This is a genomic window from Cellulosimicrobium sp. JZ28 (assembly GCF_015327065.1).
Classification (GTDB): Bacteria; Actinomycetota; Actinomycetes; order Actinomycetales; family Cellulomonadaceae; genus Cellulosimicrobium; species Cellulosimicrobium funkei.
Genome location: NZ_CP017660.1, coordinates 2,084,737 through 2,107,277, shown reverse-complemented (window position 1 = coordinate 2,107,277; position 22,541 = coordinate 2,084,737). Strand labels below are relative to the sequence as shown.

Genomic DNA, 22,541 nt, shown 5'->3' with positions numbered 1-22,541 from the left:
GAGAGGTTCTGAGTTCACATGTCGGTTCGTCGCGTCGCCCTCCTCACCGCGGGCGGTTTCGCCCCGTGCCTGTCCTCCGCGGTCGGGGGTCTCATCGAGCGGTACACGGAGCTCGACCCGGAGATCGAGATCATCGCCTACCAGTACGGCTACCACGGCCTGCTGACCGGCACGAAGATCGTCGTGGACTCCGAGGGGCGCAAGCAGGCGGGGATCCTGCACCGCTTCGGCGGCTCGCCGATCGGCAACTCGCGCGTCAAGCTCACCAACGCGGCCGACTGCGTCAAGCGCGGCCTCGTCCAGGAGGGCCAGGACCCGCTGCAGGTCGCCGCGGAGCAGCTCAAGGCGGACGGCGTCGACGTGCTGCACACGATCGGCGGCGACGACACGAACACGACCGCGGCCGACCTCGCCGCGTACCTCCACGAGAACGGCTACGAGCTCACGGTGGTGGGCCTGCCGAAGACGATCGACAACGACGTGATCCCGATCCGTCAGTCGCTCGGTGCGTGGACCGCCGCCGAGGAGGCCGCGGGCTTCGCCGCCAACGTCATCGGCGAGCACCGCTCGGGCCCGCGCATGCTCATCGTGCACGAGGTCATGGGGCGGCACTGCGGCTGGCTCACCGCGGCGTCCGCCGCCGAGTACCGCAAGTGGCTCGACGCGCAGGAGTGGGCCCCGGCCCTCGGTCTGACGCGCGAGCGCTGGGACGTCCACGCGGTGTTCCTGCCGGAGCTCGCGCTCGACATCGACGCCGAGGCCGAGCGCCTCAAGGCGATCATGGACGAGCAGGGCAACGTCAACATCTTCCTGTCCGAGGGCGCCGGCATGCACGAGATCGTGGCGCAGCTCGAGGCGGCGGGCGAGGAGGTCCAGCGCGACCCGTTCGGCCACGTCAAGCTCGACACGGTCAACCCCGGCCAGTGGTTCGCCAAGCAGTTCGCCGACAAGCTGGGCGCCGAGAAGGTCATGGTCCAGAAGTCCGGCTACTTCTCGCGCGCGGCCGCCGCGAACGCCGAGGACCTGCGCCTCATCAAGTCGATGACCGACCTCGCGGTCGAGTGCGCGCTGCGCGGCGAGTCGGGTGTCATCGGCCACGACGAGGAGAACGGCGACCGCCTGCGCGCCATCGAGTTCCCGCGCATCGCCGGCGGCAAGGCGTTCGACGTGTCGCAGCAGTGGTTCGGCGAGCTCCTCGAGGGCATCGGCCAGCCGCTCGTGCCCGCGGCGCCCGCGGCCCACTGACCGGCACCACCGCACCAGGAACCTCGTCAGGGGACGCCGTATGACCACCACGAGCGAGCCGGGGACCGACTCCGGGCTCGACCACTTCCGCACGCTCGTCGCGCTCCAGCAGCCGACGTGGCCGGACGAGGCGGCGCTCGACGCCGTCCGTGACCGGCTGGCGGCCTCCGCGCCGCTCGTGGTGCCGGCGGCTGCCGACACGCTGCGCTCCCGCCTGGCCGCGGCCGGGCGGGGCGAGGCGTTCCTCCTGCAGGGGGGCGACTGCGCCGAGACGTTCGCCGAGGCGAACGCCGACCGGATCCGCAACAAGATCCGCACCATCCTGCAGATGGCGGTCATCCTCACGCACGGCGCGAGCATGCCCGTCGTGAAGATGGGCCGCATGGCCGGGCAGTACGCCAAGCCGCGCAGCTCCGACTCGGAGACGCGCGACGGCGTGACCCTGCCCGCGTACCGGGGCGACATGATCAACGGGCACGCCTTCACGCCCGAGGCGCGCATCCCCGACCCGGAGCGCCTCGTCCAGGCGTACCAGATCTCCGCGGCGACGTGGAACGTCGTGCGCGCGTTCACGACCGGGGGCTTCGCGGACCTGCGCCAGGTCCACGAGTGGAACCGCGGCTTCATGCGCAACCCCGCCTACGCGCGGTACGAGCGGACGGCGTCCGAGATCGACCGCGCGATCCGCTTCATGGACGCGTGCGGCGCCGACTTCGACGCGCTGCGCACCGTCGAGTTCTTCGTCAGCCACGAGGCGCTCGTGCTGGACTACGAGCGCGCGCTCACGCGCCGGGACGCGCGCACGGGGGACGCGTACGACACGTCGGCCCACTTCCTGTGGATCGGGGAGCGCACGCGCCAGCTCGACGGCGCGCACGTCGACTTCCTCTCGCGCGTCGCGAACCCGATCGGGGTCAAGCTCGGCCCGACGACGACGCCCGACGTCGCGCTCGAGCTCGCCCGCCGTCTCAACCCCGACGACGTCGAGGGCCGCCTGACCTTCGTCACGCGCATGGGCGCGGGCAACGTGCGCGACGCGCTCCCGCCGCTGGTCGAGGCCGTCGCGCGCGCGGGCGTGCCCGTCACGTGGGTCACGGACCCCATGCACGGCAACACCATCACGTCCGCGAGCGGCTACAAGACGCGCCGGTTCGACGACGTCCTCGACGAGGTGCGCGGCTTCTTCGAGGTGCACCGCGCCGCGGGGACCGTGCCGGGCGGGCTGCACGTCGAGCTCACGGGCGACGACGTGACCGAGGTGCTGGGCGGGAGCGAGGAGATCGACGACGCGGGGCTCGCCCTGCGCTACGAGACCCTCGTCGACCCGCGCCTCAACCACCAGCAGTCGCTGGAGATGGCCTTCCAGGTCGCGGAGATGCTGCGCGGCTGAGGGCGTGGGGAGACGGCCGTCTCCCGTCGAGCGCAGGGCTGTGGCCCGTCCCGTGGTCGGGGCGGGCCACGGCCGTCTGCGCGGGTCGCGAGGTCAGAAGACGTTGAGGACGATGGTCGAGCCCTTGGGCGCGGTGCGCCCGTCACCGCCCGGGGGGTCCTGGGCGTAGACGATGTTGAGCGGGTGGATGCCCTGCGGGTAGCGGATCTCGACCTGGAAACCCGCGTCCTTCAGGGCCTTCTCGGCGTCGGCGACGTTGCGGGTGCTGACGTTCGGGACGTCGACGAGCGGGGGCCCGAGCGACACCACGACGTTCACGGTGTCCTTCCGGTGGGCGTCGGAGCCCTGCTCGGGGTCCTGGCGGATCACGAGCCCTGCGCCGACGGTCTCGGAGTACTCCTCGGTGACGGAGGGGACGAGGCCCTGCTCCTCGAGCGCGCCGACCGCGACGTCCTTCGCGGAGCCCGTGACCTGCGGCACGACGACGGGCGCGGGCCCGGACGAGACGGTGAGCACCACCGGCACGTCGTGCCGGATCGTGGCGCCCTCCTCGATGGCGTTGCCGTCGGGGTCCTGCACGGCCATGACCTGGCCCGACGGCACCTCGTCGTGCGGCGTGGCGACGGGGTCGCCCAGCGTCAGGTCGGCGCCCTCGATCGCGGCGGTCGCCTCCTCCTGCGTCGCGCCCACGAGGCCGGTCGGCACCGTGAGCATCCGCACGCCCTTCGACACGACGAGCCGCACGCTGCCGTCCTTGCGCACGTCCTCGCCGGACGCCGGGTCCGTCGCCACGACGGCGCCCTCGGGCACGGCGTCGTCGTAGCGCTCCTCGACCGTGTGGGAGAGGCCCGCGTCGTCGAGGAGCGCGACGGCCTCCGGGCGCGACGCCTCGACGAGGCCGTCCGGGACCTGGGTGTAGGCGCCCGGCCCGGACGAGAACCACCACGCGGCACCGCCGCCGACACCCGCGAGGACGAGGAGCACGACGAGCGACCAGACGACCACGCGGCCGTGGTCACGTCGCCGCGCCGGGGTCGGGGCAGCAGGGGGCGGCGGGCCGGGCCGCGTGGTCGGCGCGACGACGTGCCCGACGGCGAGCGGCTCGGTGAGGCCCGCGGCCTCGCGGTCGCGCAGGCTGAGCGCCGCGAGGGACGCGGTCGCGGCGGCGGACGGGTCGTCGGGCTCGGTCCGCGGGCCCGGACCCGGCGGGGGCGGCACGACGGCGGACCCCCCGGCGGGCGGGTCGACGCGCCGCTCGAGGTCGGCCGGGTCGAGCGCCGCGCGCGTCGAGCGCACGAGCGCGAGCGCGGCGCCGGCGTCGGCCGGGCGGTCGGCGGGGTCGCGCGCGGCGAGCGCGCACAGCAGGTCGTCGACCTCGGGCGGGATCCACGGGGCGACGTCCGACGGCGGCGGCACGTCGTTGTTCACGTGCTGGAACGCGACCTGGATCGGTGTCGTGCCGGTGTGCGGGACGGTGCCGAGCAGCATCTCGTACGCGAGGATGCCCGCCGCGTAGACGTCGGTGCGGGCGTCGCACGTGCCGGTCGCGATGAGCTCGGGGGAGAGGTAGGCGACGGTCCCGAGGATCGTGCCCGTCGTCGTCGCGGTCACCTCGTTCACGGCGCGCGCGAGACCGAAGTCGGTGACCTTGAGCCGGCCCTCGGTGTCGAGCAGGACGTTCTCGGGCTTGATGTCGCGGTGCACGAGCCCCGCGCGGTGGGCGGCGGCGAGCGCGTCGAGCACGTGGTCGAGCACGTCGAGCGTGCGACCCAGCGTCAAGGTGCGCTCGGTGAGCATGGTGCGGCGCAGGTTCGACCCCGCCACGTACTCCATCGTCAGGTAGCTCGTGTCGCCGTCGAGGCCCTGGTCGTACACGGCGACGAGGCCCGGGTGGGTGAGGCGGGCCGCGGCGCGCGCCTCACGGCGGAAGCGGGAGACGAAGTCGGCGCCGGACGCGCCCTCGGCGAGGTGGGGGTGCATGACCTTGAGCGCGACCTCGCGCTCGAGCCGACGGTCGATCGCGAGGTACACCGTCGCCATGCCGCCTCGCGCGATGCGCGAGACGACCTCGTACCGCCCGTCGACCAGGCGGCCGACGAGGGGATCGGTCGTCACGGTGGCCACGGGGAGAGTCTAGGTGGCCGGGTGTCACGATCCGGTGAGCACGGCGCGTACGGCGTGGGTGTCGTGTGGAGGCACGCCGTAGGCTTGCCCGGTGACCGATCGCGACACCAGCCCCCGCCCCACGCTCGACGACCTCGTCGGCGAGTGGCTGACCCTCCCCGACGTCGCCGAGGCGCTCGGCACCGACGTCGGCAAGGTGCGCCGTCTCGTGCAGGAGCGGCGCGTCGTGGGCGTGAAGCGCGGCGAGCGCACGACGTTCCAGGTCCCGGCGCGCTTCCTCGTGCCGCTGCACCTGGTCGACCCGGCGAACGCCGGCCGCCCGGACGAGAGCGGCCGCGTGGGTGTCCTGTCGAGCCTGCAGGGCACGATCGTCGTCCTCACCGACGCCGGCTTCGACGACGCCGAGATCCTCGAGTGGCTCTTCACCCCGCACGACGAGCTCGGCGAGGCCCCGTTCGACACGCTCCTCAGCGGGCACAAGGCGCGCGTGCGCCGCGTGGCGCAGTCCGAGCTCTGACGCGCTCCGCCCGCCGCCCCGATCGTCCGGGCCCGTGCCGGGCCGGAGCCGGGCCGACGGGCGGCGGTGCGGTCAGGCCGTGCGCTCGACGGCGGCGCGCGCGAGCAGGGCGAGCATCGTCGCGCCCGGCTCCGCGAGCCCGGCCCCGTCGAGGGCGGCCGCGGCGCGCTCGGTGAGCTCCGCGATGAGCGACTCGACGGCGTCGCGCGCGCCCGTCTCGACGAGGACGGCGCGCAGGTCCTCCACCGTGGCCGGGTCGAGGTCCGGGTCGCCCAGGTGCGTGAGCAGCAGCTCGCGCTGCGCGGGCGTGGCGGCAGCCAGCGCGCGCACGACGAGCACCGTCCGCTTGCCCTCGCGCAGGTCGTCGCCGGCCGGCTTGCCCGTGACCTGCGCGTCGCCGAAGACGCCGAGCACGTCGTCGCGGAGCTGGAACGCCTCGCCCACGGGCAGGCCGAACGCGCTCGTCGCGGTGACCGCGTCGTCGTCGGCCCCGGCGAGCGCGGCGCCGAGCGCGATGGGGTGCTCGACGCTGTAGCGCGCGGACTTCGAGCGGATGACGGCCCGGGCCCGCTCCTCGTCGGCCGCCGGGTCCTCGCCCCACGGCAGGACCTGCGCGTGCACGTCGAGGTACTGGCCGGCCGTGACCTCCGTCTGCATGCGGCCGAACACGCGTCGCGACCGCGTGGCGACCGCGGGCGCGAGGTCGTCGAGCGCGTCGCCGAGCTCGCGGTGGCTCGCGATGAGCGCGAGGTCGCCGAGCAGGATCGCGGCGTTCTCGCCGTACCGCGCGCCGTCGCCGGACCAGCCGAGGTCGCGGTGGCGCGCCGCGAAGGCGCGGTGCGCCGTCGGGCGGCCGCGCCGGGTGTCGGAGGAGTCCATGACGTCGTCGTGGAAGAGCGCCGCCGCCTGGAACAGCTCGAGCGCCGCGCCGGCGCGCAGCACCGTGGTGCGGTGCGGTCCCGCGGCGTCACCGCCGTGAGCGCGCCACGACCAGTAGCAGAACGCGGCGCGCAGGCGCTTGCCGCCCGCGAGCAGCTCCTGCGTCGCGTCGGCGAGCAGGTCCGTGTCCGGGTGGGTCCCGGCGAGCTCGGCGCGGAGCGCCGCGGTCGAGGCGTGCAGGGCGTCGTCGACGCCGGTGCGCACCCCCTCGCGGTCGACGAGCGCGGCGGGGCTCGGGTCGGTGAGGTCCTCGGACGCCTGGGCAGGGACGGAGGGCGAGGTCGGCAGCGACGGGTTCGGCACGGGGGCAGCCTATGCGGAGCGGGCGCCACCCTGCCCGCCCGGTCTGGTGGCGGTCGAGCGGCGCGGCACCTCAGCCGGGGGCGACCTGGCCGCTGATCGTCACGAGGCGTTCCGTCTCGTCGTCGAAGACGCCGACGGCGACCGACTCGGTCGGGCCCTCGGGCGTCGTCGTGCGGACGAACGTGGTGAGCGAGGTGAGCGCGCTCGGCACGGTCGACGGAGACACCTCGAACCCGGCCGGGCCCAGCGTGTCGGTGTAGTAGGCGGTGAGCGCCTCGACCGTGTCCGTCGAGCGCAGGTTCAGCGTGATGTCCACGAGCGCGCCGTCCTGCGACGGCCGCGCCGAGCTCGCGAGCACCTCGGCGCCCGGCGCCACCGGGACCAGCGCGGCGGGGAACCCCTCCACCAGGTCCCCGACCGCCGAGGCGGCGTCGTAGTCGGGCAGCGGCGTGCCCGGCGCGCCGGAGTCGGCGTCCGGCGCCGGCTGCGCCTCCCGGGGTGCCGCGGCGCCCTGCACGTCGCCCAGGTCCGCCTGGCACCCCGCGAGCGTCGAGCCCAGCACGGCCGCGACGAGGACGACGGCGGCCCGGCCGGCGGGGGAGAGCGCCGGGTGCGCGGCGGCGCGGGTTCGTGGTGGCACGCGCACACCGTAGTCACCCGCGCGTGCGCGAGCCACCACCGAGGTCGGGGGCCGACCACAGCCCCAGGTACGCGCCCCGCATCGTCCACAGCCGGGCGGCGGGCGCCCCGCACGCCGTCCCGACCGGCTGGGATGGGCGCATGACGACCCTCATCCGGGCCCAGGGCCCGCGCGAGCTCCTCGCCTACGTCCCCTTCCGGCTCGGCTACCGACCGCAGGACAGCGTCGTCCTCGTGGGGCTGCGGCCACCGCGCGGCCGCATCGGTCTCGTCGTGCGCGTCGACGTCGCCGACGCGGCGGACGTCGAGCACGGGCCGCAGCTCGCGCGGTCCGTCGTGGGGCACCTCGCGGCCGACGGCGCACGCCGCGTCGTGCTCGTCGTCTACTCCGACGCGCCGCTGCGCGCGTCGGGCGTCGCGGCCGCGCGGGTGCGGGCCGCCGTCGAGCACTGCCGCGAGGCCGCCGAGCCGCACCACGGGCCCGTCGAGGCGTGGGTCGTGTCGTCGACGGGCTGGTACGCGCTCGACTGCGCCGAGGACGACTGCTGCCCGCCGGAGGGAAGGTCGCTGCGCGAGCTCGAGTCGAGCGAGGTCGGCGCGCACATGGTGCTGTCCGGGGCAGCGCTCGCGGACTCGCGCGAGGAGGCGCTGCGGATCCCGCCCGCGGGCGCGGACGCGCGGCGCCGTGCCGCGCGCGCGGCACGGCGGGCGCGCGACCGCGCCCGGTCCGTGGCGGCCGGCGACGACGTCGCGTCCCGGGTCGCGGCCCGGGTGTCCGCCCTCGCGCTGTGGCGGACCGCGGTCGCGCAGGTCGCCGCGCGCGACCGCGCGCGGGACGGCGGGCGGGCCGACGGCGGGCCGGTCGGCGACGGCGCCGGTGCCGCGGTGCCCGCCGCGACGGTCCTCGGGCGCCTGGCGGCGGGCCTGGAGTCGGTCCCCGTGCGCGACGCCGTGCTCCTGTCCCTCGTGCCGGGGACCGACGACCTGCCGGACCGCACCGTGCGGGGCGGGGACGTGGACGCCGGGACGGGCCGCGCCATCGCGGCCGTCGTGGACCCGGGTGCAGGCCTCGCGCCCGACCCGGCGGTCACCGGACCGGCGAGGGCCGTGCTCGAGGCCGTCGTCGCCCACGCGCCGCGCGGGAGCACCGCACCCGCGCTGACGCTCCTGGCGCTCGTGGCCTGGTGGCACGGCGACGGCGGCCGGGCCCGTCGGCGGCTGGCCGAGGCCCTCGCGGAGGACCCGACGTACCGGCTCGCGCTGCTGCTCGCGAGCGCGCTCGACGCCGGGGTCCCGCCGGGCTGGGTCCGCGCCGACGCGTGCGCCGACACGCACGACGTCGGGTAGGTTCGAGGCAACACGACCTGCGGTCGCCCCCGCGGCCGGCCGCACCCACGAGCCGTCTCCGGAGGACACATGAGCGTCGTCGTCGCGCACCTGAGCACGCCCGAGGGTCGCGAGGCTCTCGACAGCGCGGCCACCGAGGCCGTCCGGCGCGGCACCGACCTCGTCGTCGTCGTGACCGAGGCTTCCATGTCGACCCCCGAGCTCGTCGCCGCGCACGAGGACGACCTGCGACGCGTGGAGGCGCGCCTCGAGGGGACGGGCACGACGCTGCGCCGCGAGCAGGGCTCGGCGGACCTCGCGGACGACCTCGTGGGCGCCGCGGAGCGGTCGTCGGCGGAGCTCATCGTCATCGGGCTGCGTCGGCGCAGCCCCGTGGGCAAGCTCATCCTCGGCTCGAACGCCCAGCGCATCCTGCTCGACGCGCCCTGCCCCGTGCTGGCCGTGAAGCCCGAGCGGCCCGCCGGCGTCTGACCCGGCCCGCGCGTCGGCGCAGACGGGGATCCCTGCGGTCCGGCGCGCGGAGCGCGCAGGGTGAGGGCAGCGCGGTCAGGGGAATCTTCCGGGGCCCCGGCCCGTTGTACACGTCACGAATCCGGGTGACGAACGTCGTGACGCCGTGGTGCGCCGGGCCGTCGGGAGACGGCCAGGTCCGACATCACCCCGTGTCGCGGCGTCCGGCGCACGGATCGCCGGTACAATATAGGTAGTCCGCCAGAGCCCGACGACTCACCGTGAGAGTCCAGAGCAGCCCGCACTTCACGGTTCACGTCCCCGCTCCGGCGGCCCTACCGCCCCCCATGATTGCCGAAAGGTCGGTTTGTGGCGCCCTCAACCCCGATTTCCGCACTCCCGCGAGAGTTCGAGCACCCCGCCCTGCAGGAGCTCCTGCGGCGCGGCAGCGCGAACGGTCGCGTCGACGCCGAGAGCTTCCGCACCGCGTGCGAGCAGGCTGCCGTCAACGACGCCAAGCGGCTGAAGGCGGTCTTCCGCGCGCTCGCGGGCGCCGGCGTCGAGGTCGACATCCCGACCACGACGAAGGTGGCCGCGGCGGCTTCCCCGCGCAGCACGACGACCGCGCGCACCAAGACCGCCGCGACGAAGTCTGCGTCGGCGACCAAGCGCACGACCACGACGAAGGCCGCCCCGGCGGCCGACGCCGAGGGTGCGGAGACCTCGTCGACCGGCCCCGCCAAGCCCGCCGCCCGCAAGACCGCGGCCAAGACCCCCGCCAAGTCCAAGGCGACGCCCGCGCGCGCCAAGAAGAAGGACGACGACGAGGACGACGCCGAGGTCGAGATCGAGGACCTCGAGATCGACGTGACCGAGGACGAGGAGGCCGCGGAGCCGGGCGCCAAGAAGGCTGCCGCCGCTGCGCCGAGCGACGAGCCCGAGGAGACCGGCTTCGTCGTCTCCGACGCGGACGAGGACGACGCCCCGGTCCAGCAGGTCGTGACCGCGGGCGCGACGGCCGACCCGGTCAAGGACTATCTCAAGCAGATCGGCAAGGTCGCGCTGCTGAACGCGGAGCAGGAGGTCGAGCTCGCGAAGCGGATCGAGGCCGGTCTGTTCGCGGAGGAGAAGCTCGCGGCCGAGGGCGACGACCTGGACCGCAAGCTCAAGCGTGAGCTGCAGTGGATCGCGCACGACGGCAAGCGGGCGAAGAACCACCTGCTGGAGGCGAACCTGCGTCTGGTGGTGTCGCTGGCCAAGCGGTACACGGGTCGCGGCATGCTGTTCCTGGACCTGATCCAGGAGGGCAACCTCGGTCTGATCCGTGCGGTCGAGAAGTTCGACTACACCAAGGGCTACAAGTTCTCGACGTACGCGACGTGGTGGATCCGCCAGGCGATCACGCGCGCGATGGCGGACCAGGCGCGCACCATCCGTATCCCGGTGCACATGGTCGAGGTCATCAACAAGCTCGCGCGCGTGCAGCGTCAGATGCTGCAGGACCTGGGCCGGGAGCCCACGCCCGAGGAGCTCGCCAAGGAGCTCGACATGACCCCGGAGAAGGTCGTCGAGGTCCAGAAGTACGGCCGCGAGCCCATCTCGCTGCACACGCCGCTCGGCGAGGACGGCGACTCCGAGTTCGGCGACCTCATCGAGGACTCCGAGGCCATCGTCCCGGCGGACGCGGTGAGCTTCACGCTCCTGCAGGAGCAGCTGCACCAGGTGCTCGACACGCTGAGCGAGCGCGAGGCGGGCGTCGTCTCGATGCGGTTCGGCCTCTCGGACGGCCAGCCCAAGACGCTCGACGAGATCGGCAAGGTCTACGGCGTGACGCGTGAGCGCATCCGCCAGATCGAGTCGAAGACCATGTCGAAGCTGCGCCACCCGAGCCGCTCGCAGGTCCTGCGCGACTACCTCGACTGACGCGTGGCGACGGGCGGCCGGTGCGCACCACCGGCCGCCCGCCGTCGTCGCACGACGAAGGCCCCGAGGAGATCTCCTCGGGGCCTTCGTCGTGTCTGAGGTCTGTCTCTGAGGTGGTCGTCGCGGGGGACCGGGCGGTGGAGCCGGTCCCCGCGGTCGTGCGCTCCTGGCGCGGGACTGTGGTCGGCGGACCGGCGGGTCAGCGCGCGCCGTGCTCCGCGAGCAGCTTGTCGGTCTCGTCCTGGATGGACGTCGCGAGGTCGGTGTAGGCATCCGCGTGCGCCCGCGCGTGGTGGCCGCAGAACAGCAGCTCGCCGCTCGGCAGGACCACACGGACGTACGCCTGGGCCCCGCAGCGGTCGCAGCGGTCGGCCGCGGTCAGCGGTTCGGTGGTGGTCGTCGTAGCAGTCACATGAACATCAAACCATCCCCTCCTGAGGTTTCGTCCCGGGGGAGCGCCGGGTTCGCTACCCGCGAAGCGCGCTCACCCGCGCCGTGGCCTCCCGCCGGCATCCCGCCGCATCCCGCCGGATCGCGCGGCGTCCGCGGCGGCGCGGCGGGGCAGCACCGCGCTGTGGGCGCCCTCGTCTAGGCTTGCCGCCGTGACGACCACCTCCGCTGAGTCCAGCTACACCGCTCGGCACCTGTCCGTGCTCGAGGGCCTCGAGGCCGTGCGCAAGCGACCGGGCATGTACATCGGCACGACCGACTCGCGCGGTCTCATGCACTGCCTCTGGGAGATCATCGACAACTCGGTCGACGAGGCGCTCGCGGGCAACTGCTCGAAGATCCGGGTCGTGCTGCACGCCGACACCTCCGTGACGGTCGAGGACGACGGCCGCGGCATCCCCGTGGACATCGAGCCCAAGACGGGCCTGTCCGGCGTCGAGGTCGTGTTCACCAAGCTCCACGCGGGAGGCAAGTTCGGCGGCGGGTCGTACACCGCGTCGGGCGGCCTGCACGGTGTCGGCGCGTCCGTCGTCAACGCGCTGTCCTCGCGTCTCGACGTCGAGGTCGACCGCGGCGGCAAGACGCACCGCATGACCTTCCACCGCGGCGAGCCCGGCGTGTTCAGCGACCCGAGGACGGGCCCGACGCCGGACGCCCCGTTCGAGCCGTTCGTCTCCGGGTCCGAGCTCGCGGTCGTCGGGAAGACGAAGCGCGGCGTCACCGGCACGCGCGTCCGCTACTGGGCGGACCGCCAGATCTTCCTCAAGACGGCCGTCTTCTCCTACGACGAGCTCGTCACGCGCGTGCGCCAGACGACGTTCCTCGTCCCCGGTCTCGAGATCACGGTGCGCGACGAGCGCGGCGTGCCCGGGACGCCGGGGGAGTCCGGGCCGCACGAGGAGACGTTCGTGCACACGGGCGGGTCGGTCGACTTCGTCGACTTCCTCGCGCCGGACACCCCCGTCACCGCGACGTGGCGCCTCACGGGCTCGGGCTCGTTCACGGAGACCGTCCCGGTGCTCGACGACCGCGGTCACATGACCCCGCAGGCGGTGCAGCGCGACTGCGAGGTCGACGTCGCGCTGCGCTGGGGCACCGGCTACGAGACCGAGGTCCGCAGCTTCGTCAACATCATCGCCACGCCGAAGGGCGGCTCCCACCTCGGCGGCTTCGAGCAGGGCCTGCTCAAGGTGCTGCGCAAGGCGGTCGAGACCAACGCGCGCCGCCTCAAGGTGTCGACCAAGGACGCGTCCGAGCGCATCGAGAAGGACGACGTCCTCGCCGGCCTGACGGCCGTCGTCACCGTGCGTCTCGCCGAGCCGCAGTTCGAGGGCCAGACGAAGGAGGTCCTCGGCACGGCACCGGTGCGCGGCATCGTGGCGCGCGTCGTCGAGAAGGAGCTGAACGCCCTCCTCACCTCCACCAAGCGCGACGAGAAGACGCAGGCCGCGCTGCTGCTCGACAAGGTCGTCGCCGAGATGCGCGCGCGCATCACCGCGCGCAAGCAGAAGGAGATCTCGCGGCGCAAGAACGCGCTCGAGACGTCGTCCCTCCCGGCCAAGCTCGTCGACTGCCGCAGCGACGACGTCGAGCGCAGCGAGCTGTTCATCGTCGAGGGCGACAGCGCGCTCGGCACCGCGCGCCTCGCGCGCAGCTCCGACTTCCAGGCGCTGCTGCCCATCCGCGGCAAGATCCTCAACGTGCAGAAGGCGTCCGTGAGCGACATGCTCCGCAACGCCGAGTGCACCGCGATCATCCAGGTGCTCGGCGCCGGGTCGGGGCGGTCGTTCGACCTCGAGGCCGCGCGCTACGGCAAGATCGTGCTCATGACGGACGCCGACGTCGACGGCGCCCACATCCGCACCCTCCTGCTCACGCTCTTCTACCGGTACATGAAGCCGCTCGTCGAGGCGGGGCGCGTCTTCGCGGCCGTGCCGCCGCTGCACCGCATCGAGGTCATCGGTGCCGGGCGCCGCAAGAACGAGTACATCTACACGTACTCCGAGGCCGAGCTCGCCGCGACGCTCAAGAAGCTCGACAAGGCGGGCCGCCGCTACAAGGACGACATCCAGCGGTACAAGGGCCTGGGAGAGATGGACGCCGACCAGCTCGCCGAGACGACGATGGACCCGCGCCACCGCACCCTGCGTCGCGTCACGGCCGAGCACGCCGAGGCGGCGGAGCGCGTGTTCGAGCTGCTCATGGGCAGCGACGTCGCGCCGCGCAAGGAGTTCATCGTCGCCGGCGCGGCCGAGCTGGACCACGCCCGCATCGACGTCTGACGATGTCCGCCCGGCAGGACGCGCCACGGGCGGGCCACCCTGACCTGGTCCGCCTGCTGCGGCGCACCGTCCTGCTGGTCGCGGGGCTCAACCTCGCGTACTTCGTCGTCGAGCTCACCGTCGCGCTCGCGGCGGGTTCGGTCTCGCTGCTCGCCGACAGCGTGGACTTCCTCGAGGACACCGCGATCAACCTGCTCATCGCCGTCGCGCTGGGCTTCCCGCTCGCGCGGCGCGCGGTCCTGGGCAAGGCGCTGGCGCTGCTCATCCTCGTCCCCGCGCTGTTCGCGGCGTGGGAGGTCGTGCGCCGGTTCGGCGACCCGCCTGCTCCCGAGGTGCTGCCGATCGTCCTCGCCTCGCTCGGCGCGGTCGTGGTCAACGGGGTGTGCGCGTGGCTCCTCGTCCGCGTCCGCTATCACGGCGGGTCGCTGAGCCGGGCCGCGTTCCTGTCGGCCCGCAACGACGTGCTCGTCAACGTCGCCGTCATCGCGATGGGGCTCGTGACCGCGTGGACCGGGTCCGGCTGGCCGGACCTCGTGCTGGGGTGCGGGATCATCCTCCTCGCGGGCCACTCCGCGTACGAGGTGTGGGAGGTCAGCGAGGAGGAGCGGCTGGCGGCCAAGGCCGTCGCGGGCGAGGAGATCGGGTGAGGGGCCGTCGTCCGACAGGCGGGCGACCCGGCGCGAGCCGGGCGGTGCTCCGTACGCTGACGACGTGACCCTCCGAACGCTCCGCGCCACGTCCGCGCGCCCGCTCACCGCCCTGACCGCCGTCCTGCTCACCGCGGGCCTGCTGGCCGGGTGCTCGTCCGCCGACGAGCCCGCCGCCGACACCACGTCGACCTCCACGGCGACCGCGGGCGAGGAGTCGAGCGCACCGGCCGAGGACGCGACGGACGAGGCGCCCGACGACGAGTCCGGCGACGGCGAGGACGCGCCGGAGCTCTCCTACGACGGGCGCGAGGGCGCGACGGCCCTCGACCTGCTCCTCGAGGCGGACCCGTCCGCCCAGGTGACCGGTGAGGGCGAGAACGCGTTCGTCACGGCGATCGACGGCGTCGCCGCCGACCCGGACAGCGAGTTCTGGGCCCTGTACGTGAACGGCGAGATGGCTACCGTGGGTGCAGGCTCCCTCGAGACGAAGGACGGGGACGAGATCACGTGGAAGCTCGAGACGTTCACCTCGTGACGCGCTCGGAGAGCACGGCGCTGCGCTGGTGGCGCCCGGCGCTCGTCGTCACGCTCGCGGCGCTCGCCGTCGTCTGGCGGCTCGTGCGCGCCGACCTCGGCGCACCCCCGAACCTCGAGCTCGTCACCGCGGCGACGTTCGCGGCGACCATCCTGCTGCGCTCGCGGTGGGCGTTCGTCGTGCCGCTCGCCGTGACGGTCGTGTCCGACGTCGTGCTCGGCAACACGACGATCGCGCTGTTCACGTGGAGCGCGTGGCTCGTCGTCGGGCTGGGCTCGCTGCTCGCGCGGGACACGACCGGCTGGCGCCGCGTCGGCGCGGGCGCGGCGTTCGGCGTCGCGGGCTCGCTGTGGTTCTTCGCGTGGACGAACTTCGGGGTCTGGCTGCAGGGTCGTGGCGTCTGGTACCCGGCGGGAGCGGACGGGCTCGTCGCGAGCTACGTCGCGGGTCTGCCGTTCCTGCGCACCATGCTGCTCGGCAACCTCGTGCTCGTGCCGCTGGTCGCGGCCGGGACGCTCCTCGTGGACCGGCTCGAGGCGTCGCACGGGATGGTCGGCGCCCGCACCGTCCCCGCCGCGCGGTAGCGTGGTTCGTGCCGGACGGCCGCACGCGCCGGGCCGGTGACGGGCGCAGCCGGGGCAGGAGGAGGCCATCCATGGCGGGACACCGGATCTTCGGGACGAGCTTCGCGAGCATCTACCCGCTCTACGTGACCAAGGTGGAGCGCAAGGGGCGCACGACGGACGAGCTCGACCAGGTCGTCGGCTGGCTCACCGGCTACGACGACGCCGGCCTCGCGCAGGCGATCGCCGACGAGATCACGCTCGAGGAGTTCTTCGACCGGGCGCCCGCGTGGAACCCGAACGCCTCGCTCATCACCGGGGTGATCTGCGGCGTCCGCGTCGAGGACATCGAGGACCCGCTGATGCAGAAGGTCCGCTACCTCGACAAGCTCGTCGACGAGGTCGCGCGCGGCAAGAAGATGTCGTCGATCCTGCGCGGCGAGGCGGCCACCGCCTCCTAGCGGCGCGCCTCACCCGAGCTCTTCCGCGAGCCCGACGATGATGCCGCCGGGTCCCCGCAGGTAGCAGAGCCGGTACGCGTCCTCGAAGTGCACGATCTCCCGCAGCACGGCCCCGCCGTGGCGGGCGAGGCGCTCGACCGTGTCGTCGAGGTCGTCCACGGCGAACATCACCCGGTGCAGGCCGAGCACGTTCGGCGGGGCGGTGCCGAGCCCCAGGTCGAGCGGCGCCGGCGCGTGGTACCGCGTGAGCTCCAGCCGCCCGGGGCCGCCGGGGACGCGCATCATCGCGATCTCCGAGCGGAGGTCGTCGAGGCCGACGACGCGCTCCGCCCACCGCCCCTCGATCGTCATCCGGTTCTCGAGCTCCATCCCGAGCTCGGCGAAGAACGCGATGGCCGCGTCGAGGTCGTCGACGACGACGGCCACGTTGTCGAGGCGCTGGATCGTCACGGGCGGGTCTCCTGAGTTCGGGATCGTGGGTGCGGACTCGTGGGATAGAGGTGCACGGCTCCGAACCGCCGGCGCCGACGGCTCTCGTGCCTGGTGGCGCTCTCGTGGATCAGGCGTCCTGCCCGACGCCGCGTCCCGGCTCGCTCATGTCGCCCGTCCGGGGTGTGCCGTCCGCGAGGCCGTAGCGCAGCAGGACCGTGCCCGTCGGGCTCGGTGCGGGAGGCTCGAGGAGGGCGAGGTTGGTGGGGACGGCGCCGCCGTCGAACACGGTCTTGCCCGCGCCGAGCACGATGGGGTGCACCCACAGGTCGAGGCGGTCGAACAGCCTCTCGCGCAGCAGCGTCTGCACCAGGTCGAGGCTGCCCACGACCTTGACGTGCTCGTGCCGGTCGCGCACCTCGCGCACCGCGGCGGGCAGGTCCGGGCCGAGCGGCGTCGACCCGGCCCACGGCAGGTCCGGTGTGCCGCGCGACGCCACGTACTTGGGGATGCGGTTGAACAGGGCCGCGAAGTCGTCGTCCTGCCCGCCCTCCTGGAACGGCCAGTACGCCGCGAAGATGTCGTACGTGCGGCGCCCGAGCAGCAGCGCGTCCGTGCCCTCGTACGCCGCGGCGATCTGCTCGCCCGCGACGTCGTCGAGCAGCGGCGCCTGCCAGCCGCCGAACGCGAATCCGCCCTCCGGGTCCTCCTCCGGCCCGCCGGGCGCCTGCCCGACGAGGTCGAGGGTCGTGAACAGCTCGATCTCGATGCTTCCCATGGCTCGGCTCCCGCGGCGTCGTGGTCTCGGTCACGGGTAAGACGTCGTCCGGTCGCCGAACTCATCGACGCGGCGGCCGGACGGGTCAGGTGTCGGGCGGTCCCGCGTCGTCGGGCTCGTCCGGGACCCACCGCAGGACGTCTCCGGGCTGGCACCCGAGGACGCGGCAGACGGCGTCCAGCGTCGAGAAGCGCACGGCCTTCGCACGCCCGTTCTTCAGGACGGCGACGTTCGCCGGCGTGATGCCGACCGCGGCGGCGAAGTCGCCGACGGACATCTGCCTCCGCGCCAGGAGGACGTCGAGGTCGATGACGATCGGCACCTAGATCACCGCGGCCAGCTCGCGGCGGTCGGCGGTCGCGGCGCGGAGCAGCGCGCGCAGCACCACGACGAGCAGGGCCAGCGCGCCCCCGCCCACGAGCGAGCCGAGGAGGCCGAGGAGCACGAGCGGCCCGCCGAGCTGCGCCCCGAAGGTCAGGTGACCGAACACCGTCGCGGCGAGGGTAGCGACCGTGACCACGCACCCGATCACCACGGTGACCGAGCGCAGCGCGCGCGGGTCGAACACCTCGTCACGGGCGGCGAGGCCGAGCAGGTGCCACACCACCACGAGGGCGACCTCGACCGCGAGCAACGCCAGCACGGCCAGCACGGAGTACGGGACCACGAGGCCGCGGACCTCCGGGTACTGGGCCCCGACCTCGGCCGCGAGGAGGGGGGCGAGGAACATCGACAGCGCGGTGCCGAGGGCCACGAGGACCAGGAGTGCTCGTGTGCACGCGACGAGGGCAGGTCTCATCTATCGATTGTCGATAGATGCGACGGCTCTGTCAACGACCGAGGCACGACCCGTGGCGCGAAGGGGGGAGCGCGCGGCCGGGCGGTATCCGCTGTACCCGTCCGCCGGCGGCGTCGGCCGCGGATGCTCTCTCGTCCGCGAAACGGTCGATGAGCCGAGCCACAGCGTGGCGTCCCGAGATCTTGCGGATCCTGGCCTGTGGATAACCGGGGCCCTCGCCGTCGTGGCGTCTAGCGTCCGGTCCAGGAGCCCACGACCAGGAGGATCGTCATGCGCGACCAGCACGAGCGCACGAGCCAGCACGAGCGAACGACCGCGGTCCCTCGCACGGGGCACCGTTCCCGTGCTCGCCTCGCCACGCGTCGGAGAGCCACCGTCGGTCGCGTGCTCTCCGGGCTCGGGGTCGCCGTCGTCCTCACGGTCGTCCCCGGCTGCGCGCTGCCCTTCGTCGAGACCGACGACGGCGCCACCCCTACGGCGGCGGTGACGCCCCAGAGCGAGGGGGAGCCGGCGACCCCCTCCGGGGCCGAGTACGCGATCGTCTCGGGCCAGCCGGTGCGGACGCCCTGCTGGTCCTACGAGGGCCCGGAGGCGTTCGTGAACAACGTCTCCTCGGACCAGGAGGAACACTGCCACGGTGCCCTCGAGCTCTGGGGCGAGGTCGTCGACGGGGTGGTGGTGCCCACGGGTGTCGGGGCGGTCTACGGGCAGGTCTCGGTCCAACCGGTGCGGGTCGCGACGTCCGAGGCGTGGGGGGTCGGGACCGATCTCGGGGGAGCGGTCGACCTCCTCGCGGACTCGTACTTCGCGGAGAACGGCAGCATCCTCAGACTGTACGAGGCGACCACCCTCGACGGCGTTCCGGCGAACATCACCCGGGTCGAGGGGAGCTTCGAGGAGACGCGGACGAAGGCCTTCATCACCGCCTTCGCACCCGAGCGGTTCGCGTCGGGCACGGACGAGGTCCAGTTCTTCGTGATCGCGATCGTCACCCCCTACGACAACGGCGACGAGCTCATCGAGCAGGTCACGGGCACGTGGACGTGGTCCTGACGCTGCTCCCCGCTCGCCCCGGCAGGACGCCCCGCGGCTGGCGATGGTCAGACGCTGAAGTACTTGGCCTCGGGGTGATGGAACACGAAGCAATCGGTCGACTGCTCGGGGTGGAGCTGGAGCTCCGCGGAGAGCTCGACACCCACGCGCTCGGGCCGCAGGAGCTCGACGACCTTCGTGCGGTCCTCCATGTCCGGGCACGCCGGGTAGCCGAGCGAGAAGCGGGCGCCGCGGTACTCGAGCTTGAACATGCCCTCGACCTCGGTGGGGTCCTCGTCGGCGAACCCGAGCTCGGCGCGCACGCGCGAGTGCCACATCTCGGCGAGCGCCTCGGTGAGCTGGACCGACAGGCCGTGCAGCTCCATGTACTCGCGGTAGTGGTTCCCCGCGAAGAGCTTCGCGGTGTGCTGGTCCACGCTCGCGCCCATGGTGACGAGCTGGACGGGCAGCACGTCGTACCGGCCCGTCTCCTCGACCCACGACCTCGGCTTGACGAAGTCGGCGAGGCACAGGTGCCGGTCGCGGCGCTGGCGCGGGAAGGTGAAGCGCAGCCGCTCGGTCCCCGGCTCGCCGCCCGAACCGCCGTCGGGCGCGCCGATCCCGGCCAGCCCGGCGCCGTGGTGCGCGACGACCACGTCGTCGCCCTCCGACCACACCGGGAAGTACCCGTACACGACCGACGGGTCGAGGACCCCCTCGGTGCGGATCCGCTCGTACCAGGCGTTGAGGCGCGGTCGGCCCTCGGTCTCGACGAGCTCTTCGTACGACGCACCGTCGTCGCCTCGGCCGGGCTTGAGCCCCCACTGGCCCATGAACGTCGCGCGCTCGTCGAGGAACGCCGCGTACTCGGCGAGCTGGACGCCCTTGACGAGGCGCGTGCCCCAGAACGGGGGAGCGGGCACCGGGTTGTCGGCCGCGACGTCGGACCGCGCGGGCAGGTCCTCGACGGGCGTCTCGGTCAGGGTGACCACGGCGTGCCGGCGCTTCTTCAGCGCGGGCAGCCCGACGGCGTCGGGCGACTCGCCGCGCGCGACGCGCACGAGCGGCTCCATGAGACGCAGGCCCTCGAACGCGTCGCGCGCGTACCGGACGACGCCCGGGAACTGGCCCGCGAGGTCGTCCTCGACGTAGGTGCGCGTGAGCGCCGCGCCACCGAGCAGGACCGGCCAGCGGCCGGCGAGCCCGCGCGACGTGAGCTCCGCGAGGTTCTCCTTCATCACGACGGTGGACTTCACGAGCAGCCCGGACATGCCGATGACGTCGGCGTCGTGCTCCTCGGCGGCCTCGATCATCGCGGAGATCGGCTGCTTGATACCGATGTTCACGACCGTGTAGCCGTTGTTGGTGAGGATGATGTCGACGAGGTTCTTGCCGATGTCGTGCACGTCGCCGCGCACGGTCGCGAGCACGATCGTGCCCTTGGACCCGCTCGAGCCCTCGATCTTCTCCATGTGCGGCTCGAGGTAGGCGACCGCGGTCTTCATGACCTCGGCGGACTGCAGCACGAACGGGAGCTGCATCTCGCCGCGGCCGAACAGGTCGCCCACGACCTTCATGCCCTCGAGCAGGTGGTCGTTGACGATCTCGAGTGCCTTGATCCCGGACGCCATCGCCGCGTCGAGGTCCTCCTCGAGACCCTTGCGCGCGCCGTCGACGATCCGCCGCTCCAGCCGCTCGCCGACGGGCAGCGCCGCGAGCTCCGCCGCGCGCTGGTCCTTGAGCGCCGCCGAGTCCACGCCGTCGAACAGCTCGAGCAGCCGGGCGAGCGGGTCGTGCACGAGGTTCCCCTCGTCGTCGTACCGCCGCCGGTCCCACACGAGGTCGAGCGCGGCCTCGCGCTGCTCGGCGGGGATCTGCGCGAGCGGCAGGATCTTCGCGGCGTGCACGATCGCGGAGTCCAGCCCCGCTTCGACCGCCTCGTGGAGAAAGACCGAGTTGAGCACGGTGCGCGCGGCGGGGTTGAGGCCGAAGGACACGTTCGACACCCCGAGCGTCGTGTGGATGCCGGGATAGCGGCGCGTGATCTCGCGGATCGCCTCGATGGTCTCGATCGCGTCGCGACGCGTCTCCTCCTGGCCGGTGGCGATGGGGAAGGTCAGGGCGTCGACGATGATGTCGTCGACCCGCAGGCCCCAGTCACGCGTGAGCGTCTCGACGAGCCGCGTGGCGATCTCCACCTTGCCCGACGCGGTCCGCGCCTGGCCCTCCTCGTCGATCGTCAGCGCGACGACGGCCGCCCCGTGCTCGACGACGTGGGGCATGATCCGCGCGAACCGCGAGGTCGGCCCGTCGCCGTCCTCGAAGTTCACCGAGTTCACGACGGCGCGCCCGCCCACGAGCTCGAGGCCCGCCGCGATGACCTCGGGCTCGGTCGAGTCGATGACGAGCGGAAGCGTCGAGGCGCTCGCGAGGCGGGAGACGACCTGCTGCACGTCCGCGACGCCGTCGCGCCCCACGTAGTCGATGCACACGTCGAGCAGGTGCGCGCCGTCGCGCGTCTGCGCCCGCGCGATCTCGACGCACTCGTCCCAGTTCTCCGCGAGCATCGCCTCGCGGAACGCCTTCGACCCGTTCGCGTTCGTGCGCTCGCCGATGGCGAGGAACGACGCGTCCTGGTGCAGGTCCGTGTGCGAGTACAGGCTCGCGACGCCGTTCTCGCGCTCCGGGTGGCGCTCGACGACCGGCCGCGCGCGCACCGCCTCGACGACGCGCCGCAGGTGGTCGGGCGTCGTGCCGCAGCAGCCGCCCACGAGGCCCAGGCCGAACTCGGTGACGAACTGGGTGTGCGCCGCCGCGAGCTCGTCCGGCGTCAGCGGGTACGTCGCCCCGTTCGGGCCGAGCACGGGCAGCCCCGCGTTGGGCATGCACGTCACGGGGATCTCCGCGTGCCGCGACAGGTGCCGCAGGTGCTCGCTCATCTCGGCCGGGCCGGTCGCGCAGTTGAGACCGATCGCGTCGACGCCGAGCGCTTGGAGCGTGGTCAGCGCGGCCCCGATCTCGGAGCCCATGAGCATCGTGCCCGTGGTCTCGACCGTCACCTGGACGATCACGGGCACCTCGCGCCCGACGTCGCGCATCGCGTTCCGCGACCCCGTCACCGCGGCCTTCGCCTGGAGCAGGTCCTGGCTCGTCTCGACGAGGATCGCGTCGACCCCGCCCTCCAGCAGACCCGCGGCCTGCTCGGCGAACGTGTCGCGCAGGTGCGCGTACGTCGTGTGCCCGAGGCTCGGCAGCTTGGTCCCGGGACCCATCGAACCGAGCACCCAGCGCGGGTGGTCGGCGGTCGCGTGGGCGTCCGCGCGCTCGCGCGCGATCCGCGCCCCGGCGGCGGCGAGCTCGCGGATCCGGTCGTCGATGTCGTAGTCCGACAGGTTGGACCAGTTGGCGCCGAACGTGTTCGTCTCGATCGCGTCCACCCCGACCTCGAGGTACGCGTCGTGCACCGCGGCGATGATGTCGGGTCGCGAGACGTTGAGGATCTCGTTGCAGCCCTCGAGCCCCTGGTAGTCCTCGAGCGTCGGGTCCTGCTCCTGGATCATCGTGCCCATCGCGCCGTCCGCGACGACGACGCGCGTGCGCAGCGCCTCCGCGAGGGCCCGGGAGCGGGCGTCGGCGAGGTCCTGAGGAGCGACGGTCGGCATGCTCGCAGCGTAGATCGCGTGCG

The 22,541-nt window shown here is 73.4% G+C and carries 22 protein-coding genes; 12 read left to right on the top strand and 10 right to left on the bottom strand.

Annotated features, from left to right (window positions below; translation table 11 throughout):
- Nucleotides 1-18: 18 nt before the first annotated feature.
- Nucleotides 19-1,245 (top strand): pyrophosphate--fructose-6-phosphate 1-phosphotransferase, encoded by a 1,227-nt coding sequence (locus tag BJP59_RS09680; protein WP_043658209.1) that lies wholly within the window; start codon nucleotides 19-21, stop codon nucleotides 1,243-1,245.
- A gap of 40 nt (nucleotides 1,246-1,285) precedes the next feature.
- Nucleotides 1,286-2,635, top strand: a complete 1,350-nt coding sequence (locus BJP59_RS09675; RefSeq protein WP_043658206.1) for a class II 3-deoxy-7-phosphoheptulonate synthase — start codon at nucleotides 1,286-1,288, stop codon at nucleotides 2,633-2,635.
- Nucleotides 2,636-2,728: 93 nt separating this feature from the next.
- Here BJP59_RS09675 and pknB read toward each other — a convergent pair whose 3' ends face one another.
- Entirely contained in the window at nucleotides 2,729-4,759 is a 2,031-nt protein-coding gene (pknB, locus tag BJP59_RS09670) for a Stk1 family PASTA domain-containing Ser/Thr kinase (RefSeq protein WP_194522836.1), read from the bottom strand.
- A gap of 91 nt (nucleotides 4,760-4,850) precedes the next feature.
- On the opposite strand from pknB, the gene BJP59_RS09665 reads away from it, so the two are divergent.
- Nucleotides 4,851-5,276, top strand: coding sequence for an Rv2175c family DNA-binding protein (locus BJP59_RS09665; RefSeq protein WP_034655478.1), 426 nt, complete (start codon nucleotides 4,851-4,853; stop codon nucleotides 5,274-5,276).
- Between the two features lie 72 nt (nucleotides 5,277-5,348).
- Here BJP59_RS09665 and BJP59_RS09660 read toward each other — a convergent pair whose 3' ends face one another.
- From BJP59_RS09660 to BJP59_RS20140, 3 genes are all read right to left on the bottom strand, one after another.
- Entirely contained in the window at nucleotides 5,349-6,518 is a 1,170-nt protein-coding gene (locus BJP59_RS09660; protein WP_228485371.1) for a polyprenyl synthetase family protein, read from the bottom strand.
- A 70-nt stretch (nucleotides 6,519-6,588) separates the two neighbouring features.
- Nucleotides 6,589-7,158, bottom strand: coding sequence for a hypothetical protein (locus tag BJP59_RS09655; RefSeq protein ID WP_194522835.1), 570 nt, complete (start codon nucleotides 7,156-7,158; stop codon nucleotides 6,589-6,591).
- A 13-nt stretch (nucleotides 7,159-7,171) separates the two neighbouring features.
- Entirely contained in the window at nucleotides 7,172-7,300 is a 129-nt protein-coding gene (locus BJP59_RS20140) for a hypothetical protein (protein WP_255541882.1), read from the bottom strand.
- On the opposite strand from BJP59_RS20140, the gene BJP59_RS09650 reads away from it, so the two are divergent.
- From BJP59_RS09650 to BJP59_RS09640, 3 genes are all read left to right on the top strand, one after another.
- The gene (locus tag BJP59_RS09650) at nucleotides 7,299-8,504 is read left to right on the top strand and encodes a DUF4192 domain-containing protein (protein WP_194522834.1); all 1,206 of its coding nucleotides are present in this window, start codon (nucleotides 7,299-7,301) and stop codon (nucleotides 8,502-8,504) included. The two genes, BJP59_RS20140 and BJP59_RS09650, sit on opposite strands and share 2 nt — an antisense overlap.
- 69 nt (nucleotides 8,505-8,573) lie before the next feature.
- Nucleotides 8,574-8,975 carry a universal stress protein gene (locus BJP59_RS09645; RefSeq protein ID WP_021479921.1) on the top strand — a complete coding sequence of 134 codons (402 nt, stop codon included), beginning with the start codon at nucleotides 8,574-8,576 and terminating at the stop codon, nucleotides 8,973-8,975.
- Between the two features lie 348 nt (nucleotides 8,976-9,323).
- Nucleotides 9,324-10,877 carry an RNA polymerase sigma factor gene (locus BJP59_RS09640; RefSeq protein WP_194522833.1) on the top strand — a complete coding sequence of 518 codons (1,554 nt, stop codon included), beginning with the start codon at nucleotides 9,324-9,326 and terminating at the stop codon, nucleotides 10,875-10,877.
- Nucleotides 10,878-11,076: 199 nt separating this feature from the next.
- On the opposite strand, the gene BJP59_RS09635 is transcribed toward BJP59_RS09640, so the two are convergent.
- Nucleotides 11,077-11,289: a DUF7455 domain-containing protein gene (locus BJP59_RS09635; protein WP_021479923.1), complete on the bottom strand. Its 213-nt coding sequence runs from the start codon at nucleotides 11,287-11,289 to the stop codon at nucleotides 11,077-11,079.
- 190 nt (nucleotides 11,290-11,479) lie between these two features.
- Between BJP59_RS09635 and BJP59_RS09630 the strand changes: the two genes are divergently transcribed.
- The 5 genes from BJP59_RS09630 (at nucleotide 11,480) to BJP59_RS09610 (ending at nucleotide 15,818) form a co-directional block, all read left to right on the top strand.
- Nucleotides 11,480-13,609, top strand: a complete 2,130-nt coding sequence (locus BJP59_RS09630) for a DNA gyrase/topoisomerase IV subunit B (RefSeq protein ID WP_061267349.1) — start codon at nucleotides 11,480-11,482, stop codon at nucleotides 13,607-13,609.
- A gap of 2 nt (nucleotides 13,610-13,611) precedes the next feature.
- Nucleotides 13,612-14,256 (top strand): cation transporter, encoded by a 645-nt coding sequence (locus BJP59_RS09625; RefSeq protein WP_194522832.1) that lies wholly within the window; start codon nucleotides 13,612-13,614, stop codon nucleotides 14,254-14,256.
- Nucleotides 14,257-14,320: 64 nt separating this feature from the next.
- Entirely contained in the window at nucleotides 14,321-14,794 is a 474-nt protein-coding gene (locus tag BJP59_RS09620; RefSeq protein ID WP_194522831.1) for a DUF4430 domain-containing protein, read from the top strand.
- On the top strand, nucleotides 14,791-15,378 hold the full coding sequence (locus BJP59_RS09615; RefSeq protein WP_168945924.1) for a DUF6580 family putative transport protein: 588 nt from the start codon (nucleotides 14,791-14,793) through the stop codon (nucleotides 15,376-15,378). The genes BJP59_RS09620 and BJP59_RS09615 overlap by 4 nt, the downstream gene beginning before the upstream one ends.
- Before the next feature lie 71 nt (nucleotides 15,379-15,449).
- Nucleotides 15,450-15,818 carry a DUF2200 domain-containing protein gene (locus BJP59_RS09610; RefSeq protein ID WP_034655594.1) on the top strand — a complete coding sequence of 123 codons (369 nt, stop codon included), beginning with the start codon at nucleotides 15,450-15,452 and terminating at the stop codon, nucleotides 15,816-15,818.
- A gap of 9 nt (nucleotides 15,819-15,827) precedes the next feature.
- Here BJP59_RS09610 and BJP59_RS09605 read toward each other — a convergent pair whose 3' ends face one another.
- From BJP59_RS09605 to BJP59_RS09590, 4 genes are all read right to left on the bottom strand, one after another.
- Nucleotides 15,828-16,268 carry a VOC family protein gene (locus BJP59_RS09605; protein ID WP_194522830.1) on the bottom strand — a complete coding sequence of 147 codons (441 nt, stop codon included), beginning with the start codon at nucleotides 16,266-16,268 and terminating at the stop codon, nucleotides 15,828-15,830.
- Nucleotides 16,269-16,377: 109 nt separating this feature from the next.
- Nucleotides 16,378-17,025: a dihydrofolate reductase family protein gene (locus tag BJP59_RS09600; protein WP_194522829.1), complete on the bottom strand. Its 648-nt coding sequence runs from the start codon at nucleotides 17,023-17,025 to the stop codon at nucleotides 16,378-16,380.
- An 85-nt stretch (nucleotides 17,026-17,110) separates the two neighbouring features.
- Nucleotides 17,111-17,347, bottom strand: a complete 237-nt coding sequence (locus tag BJP59_RS09595; RefSeq protein ID WP_194522828.1) for a helix-turn-helix domain-containing protein — start codon at nucleotides 17,345-17,347, stop codon at nucleotides 17,111-17,113.
- Nucleotides 17,348-17,824, bottom strand: coding sequence for a DUF2975 domain-containing protein (locus tag BJP59_RS09590; RefSeq protein WP_194522827.1), 477 nt, complete (start codon nucleotides 17,822-17,824; stop codon nucleotides 17,348-17,350).
- 384 nt (nucleotides 17,825-18,208) lie between these two features.
- On the opposite strand from BJP59_RS09590, the gene BJP59_RS09585 reads away from it, so the two are divergent.
- Nucleotides 18,209-18,877 (top strand): hypothetical protein, encoded by a 669-nt coding sequence (locus BJP59_RS09585; RefSeq protein WP_194522826.1) that lies wholly within the window; start codon nucleotides 18,209-18,211, stop codon nucleotides 18,875-18,877.
- Nucleotides 18,878-18,924: 47 nt separating this feature from the next.
- Here BJP59_RS09585 and metH read toward each other — a convergent pair whose 3' ends face one another.
- The gene (metH, locus tag BJP59_RS09580) at nucleotides 18,925-22,518 is read right to left on the bottom strand and encodes a methionine synthase (protein WP_194522825.1); all 3,594 of its coding nucleotides are present in this window, start codon (nucleotides 22,516-22,518) and stop codon (nucleotides 18,925-18,927) included.
- Nucleotides 22,519-22,541 lie beyond the last annotated feature (23 nt).

What these genes read in the sequence shown, in the direction of transcription:
- BJP59_RS09680 (WP_043658209.1), top strand. Translation starts at nt 19, where the DNA reads ATGTCGGTTCGTCGCGTCGCCCTCCTCACCGCGGGCGGTTTCGCCCCG.
- metH (WP_194522825.1), bottom strand. Translation starts at nt 22,518, where the DNA reads ATGCCGACCGTCGCTCCTCAGGACCTCGCCGACGCCCGCTCCCGGGCC.
- BJP59_RS09650 (WP_194522834.1), top strand. Translation starts at nt 7,299, where the DNA reads ATGACGACCCTCATCCGGGCCCAGGGCCCGCGCGAGCTCCTCGCCTAC.
- BJP59_RS09590 (WP_194522827.1), bottom strand. Translation starts at nt 17,824, where the DNA reads ATGAGACCTGCCCTCGTCGCGTGCACACGAGCACTCCTGGTCCTCGTG.
- BJP59_RS09625 (WP_194522832.1), top strand. Translation starts at nt 13,612, where the DNA reads ATGTCCGCCCGGCAGGACGCGCCACGGGCGGGCCACCCTGACCTGGTC.
- BJP59_RS09645 (WP_021479921.1), top strand. Translation starts at nt 8,574, where the DNA reads ATGAGCGTCGTCGTCGCGCACCTGAGCACGCCCGAGGGTCGCGAGGCT.
- BJP59_RS09600 (WP_194522829.1), bottom strand. Translation starts at nt 17,025, where the DNA reads ATGGGAAGCATCGAGATCGAGCTGTTCACGACCCTCGACCTCGTCGGG.
- BJP59_RS09610 (WP_034655594.1), top strand. Translation starts at nt 15,450, where the DNA reads ATGGCGGGACACCGGATCTTCGGGACGAGCTTCGCGAGCATCTACCCG.
- BJP59_RS09675 (WP_043658206.1), top strand. Translation starts at nt 1,286, where the DNA reads ATGACCACCACGAGCGAGCCGGGGACCGACTCCGGGCTCGACCACTTC.
- BJP59_RS20140 (WP_255541882.1), bottom strand. Translation starts at nt 7,300, where the DNA reads ATGCGCCCATCCCAGCCGGTCGGGACGGCGTGCGGGGCGCCCGCCGCC.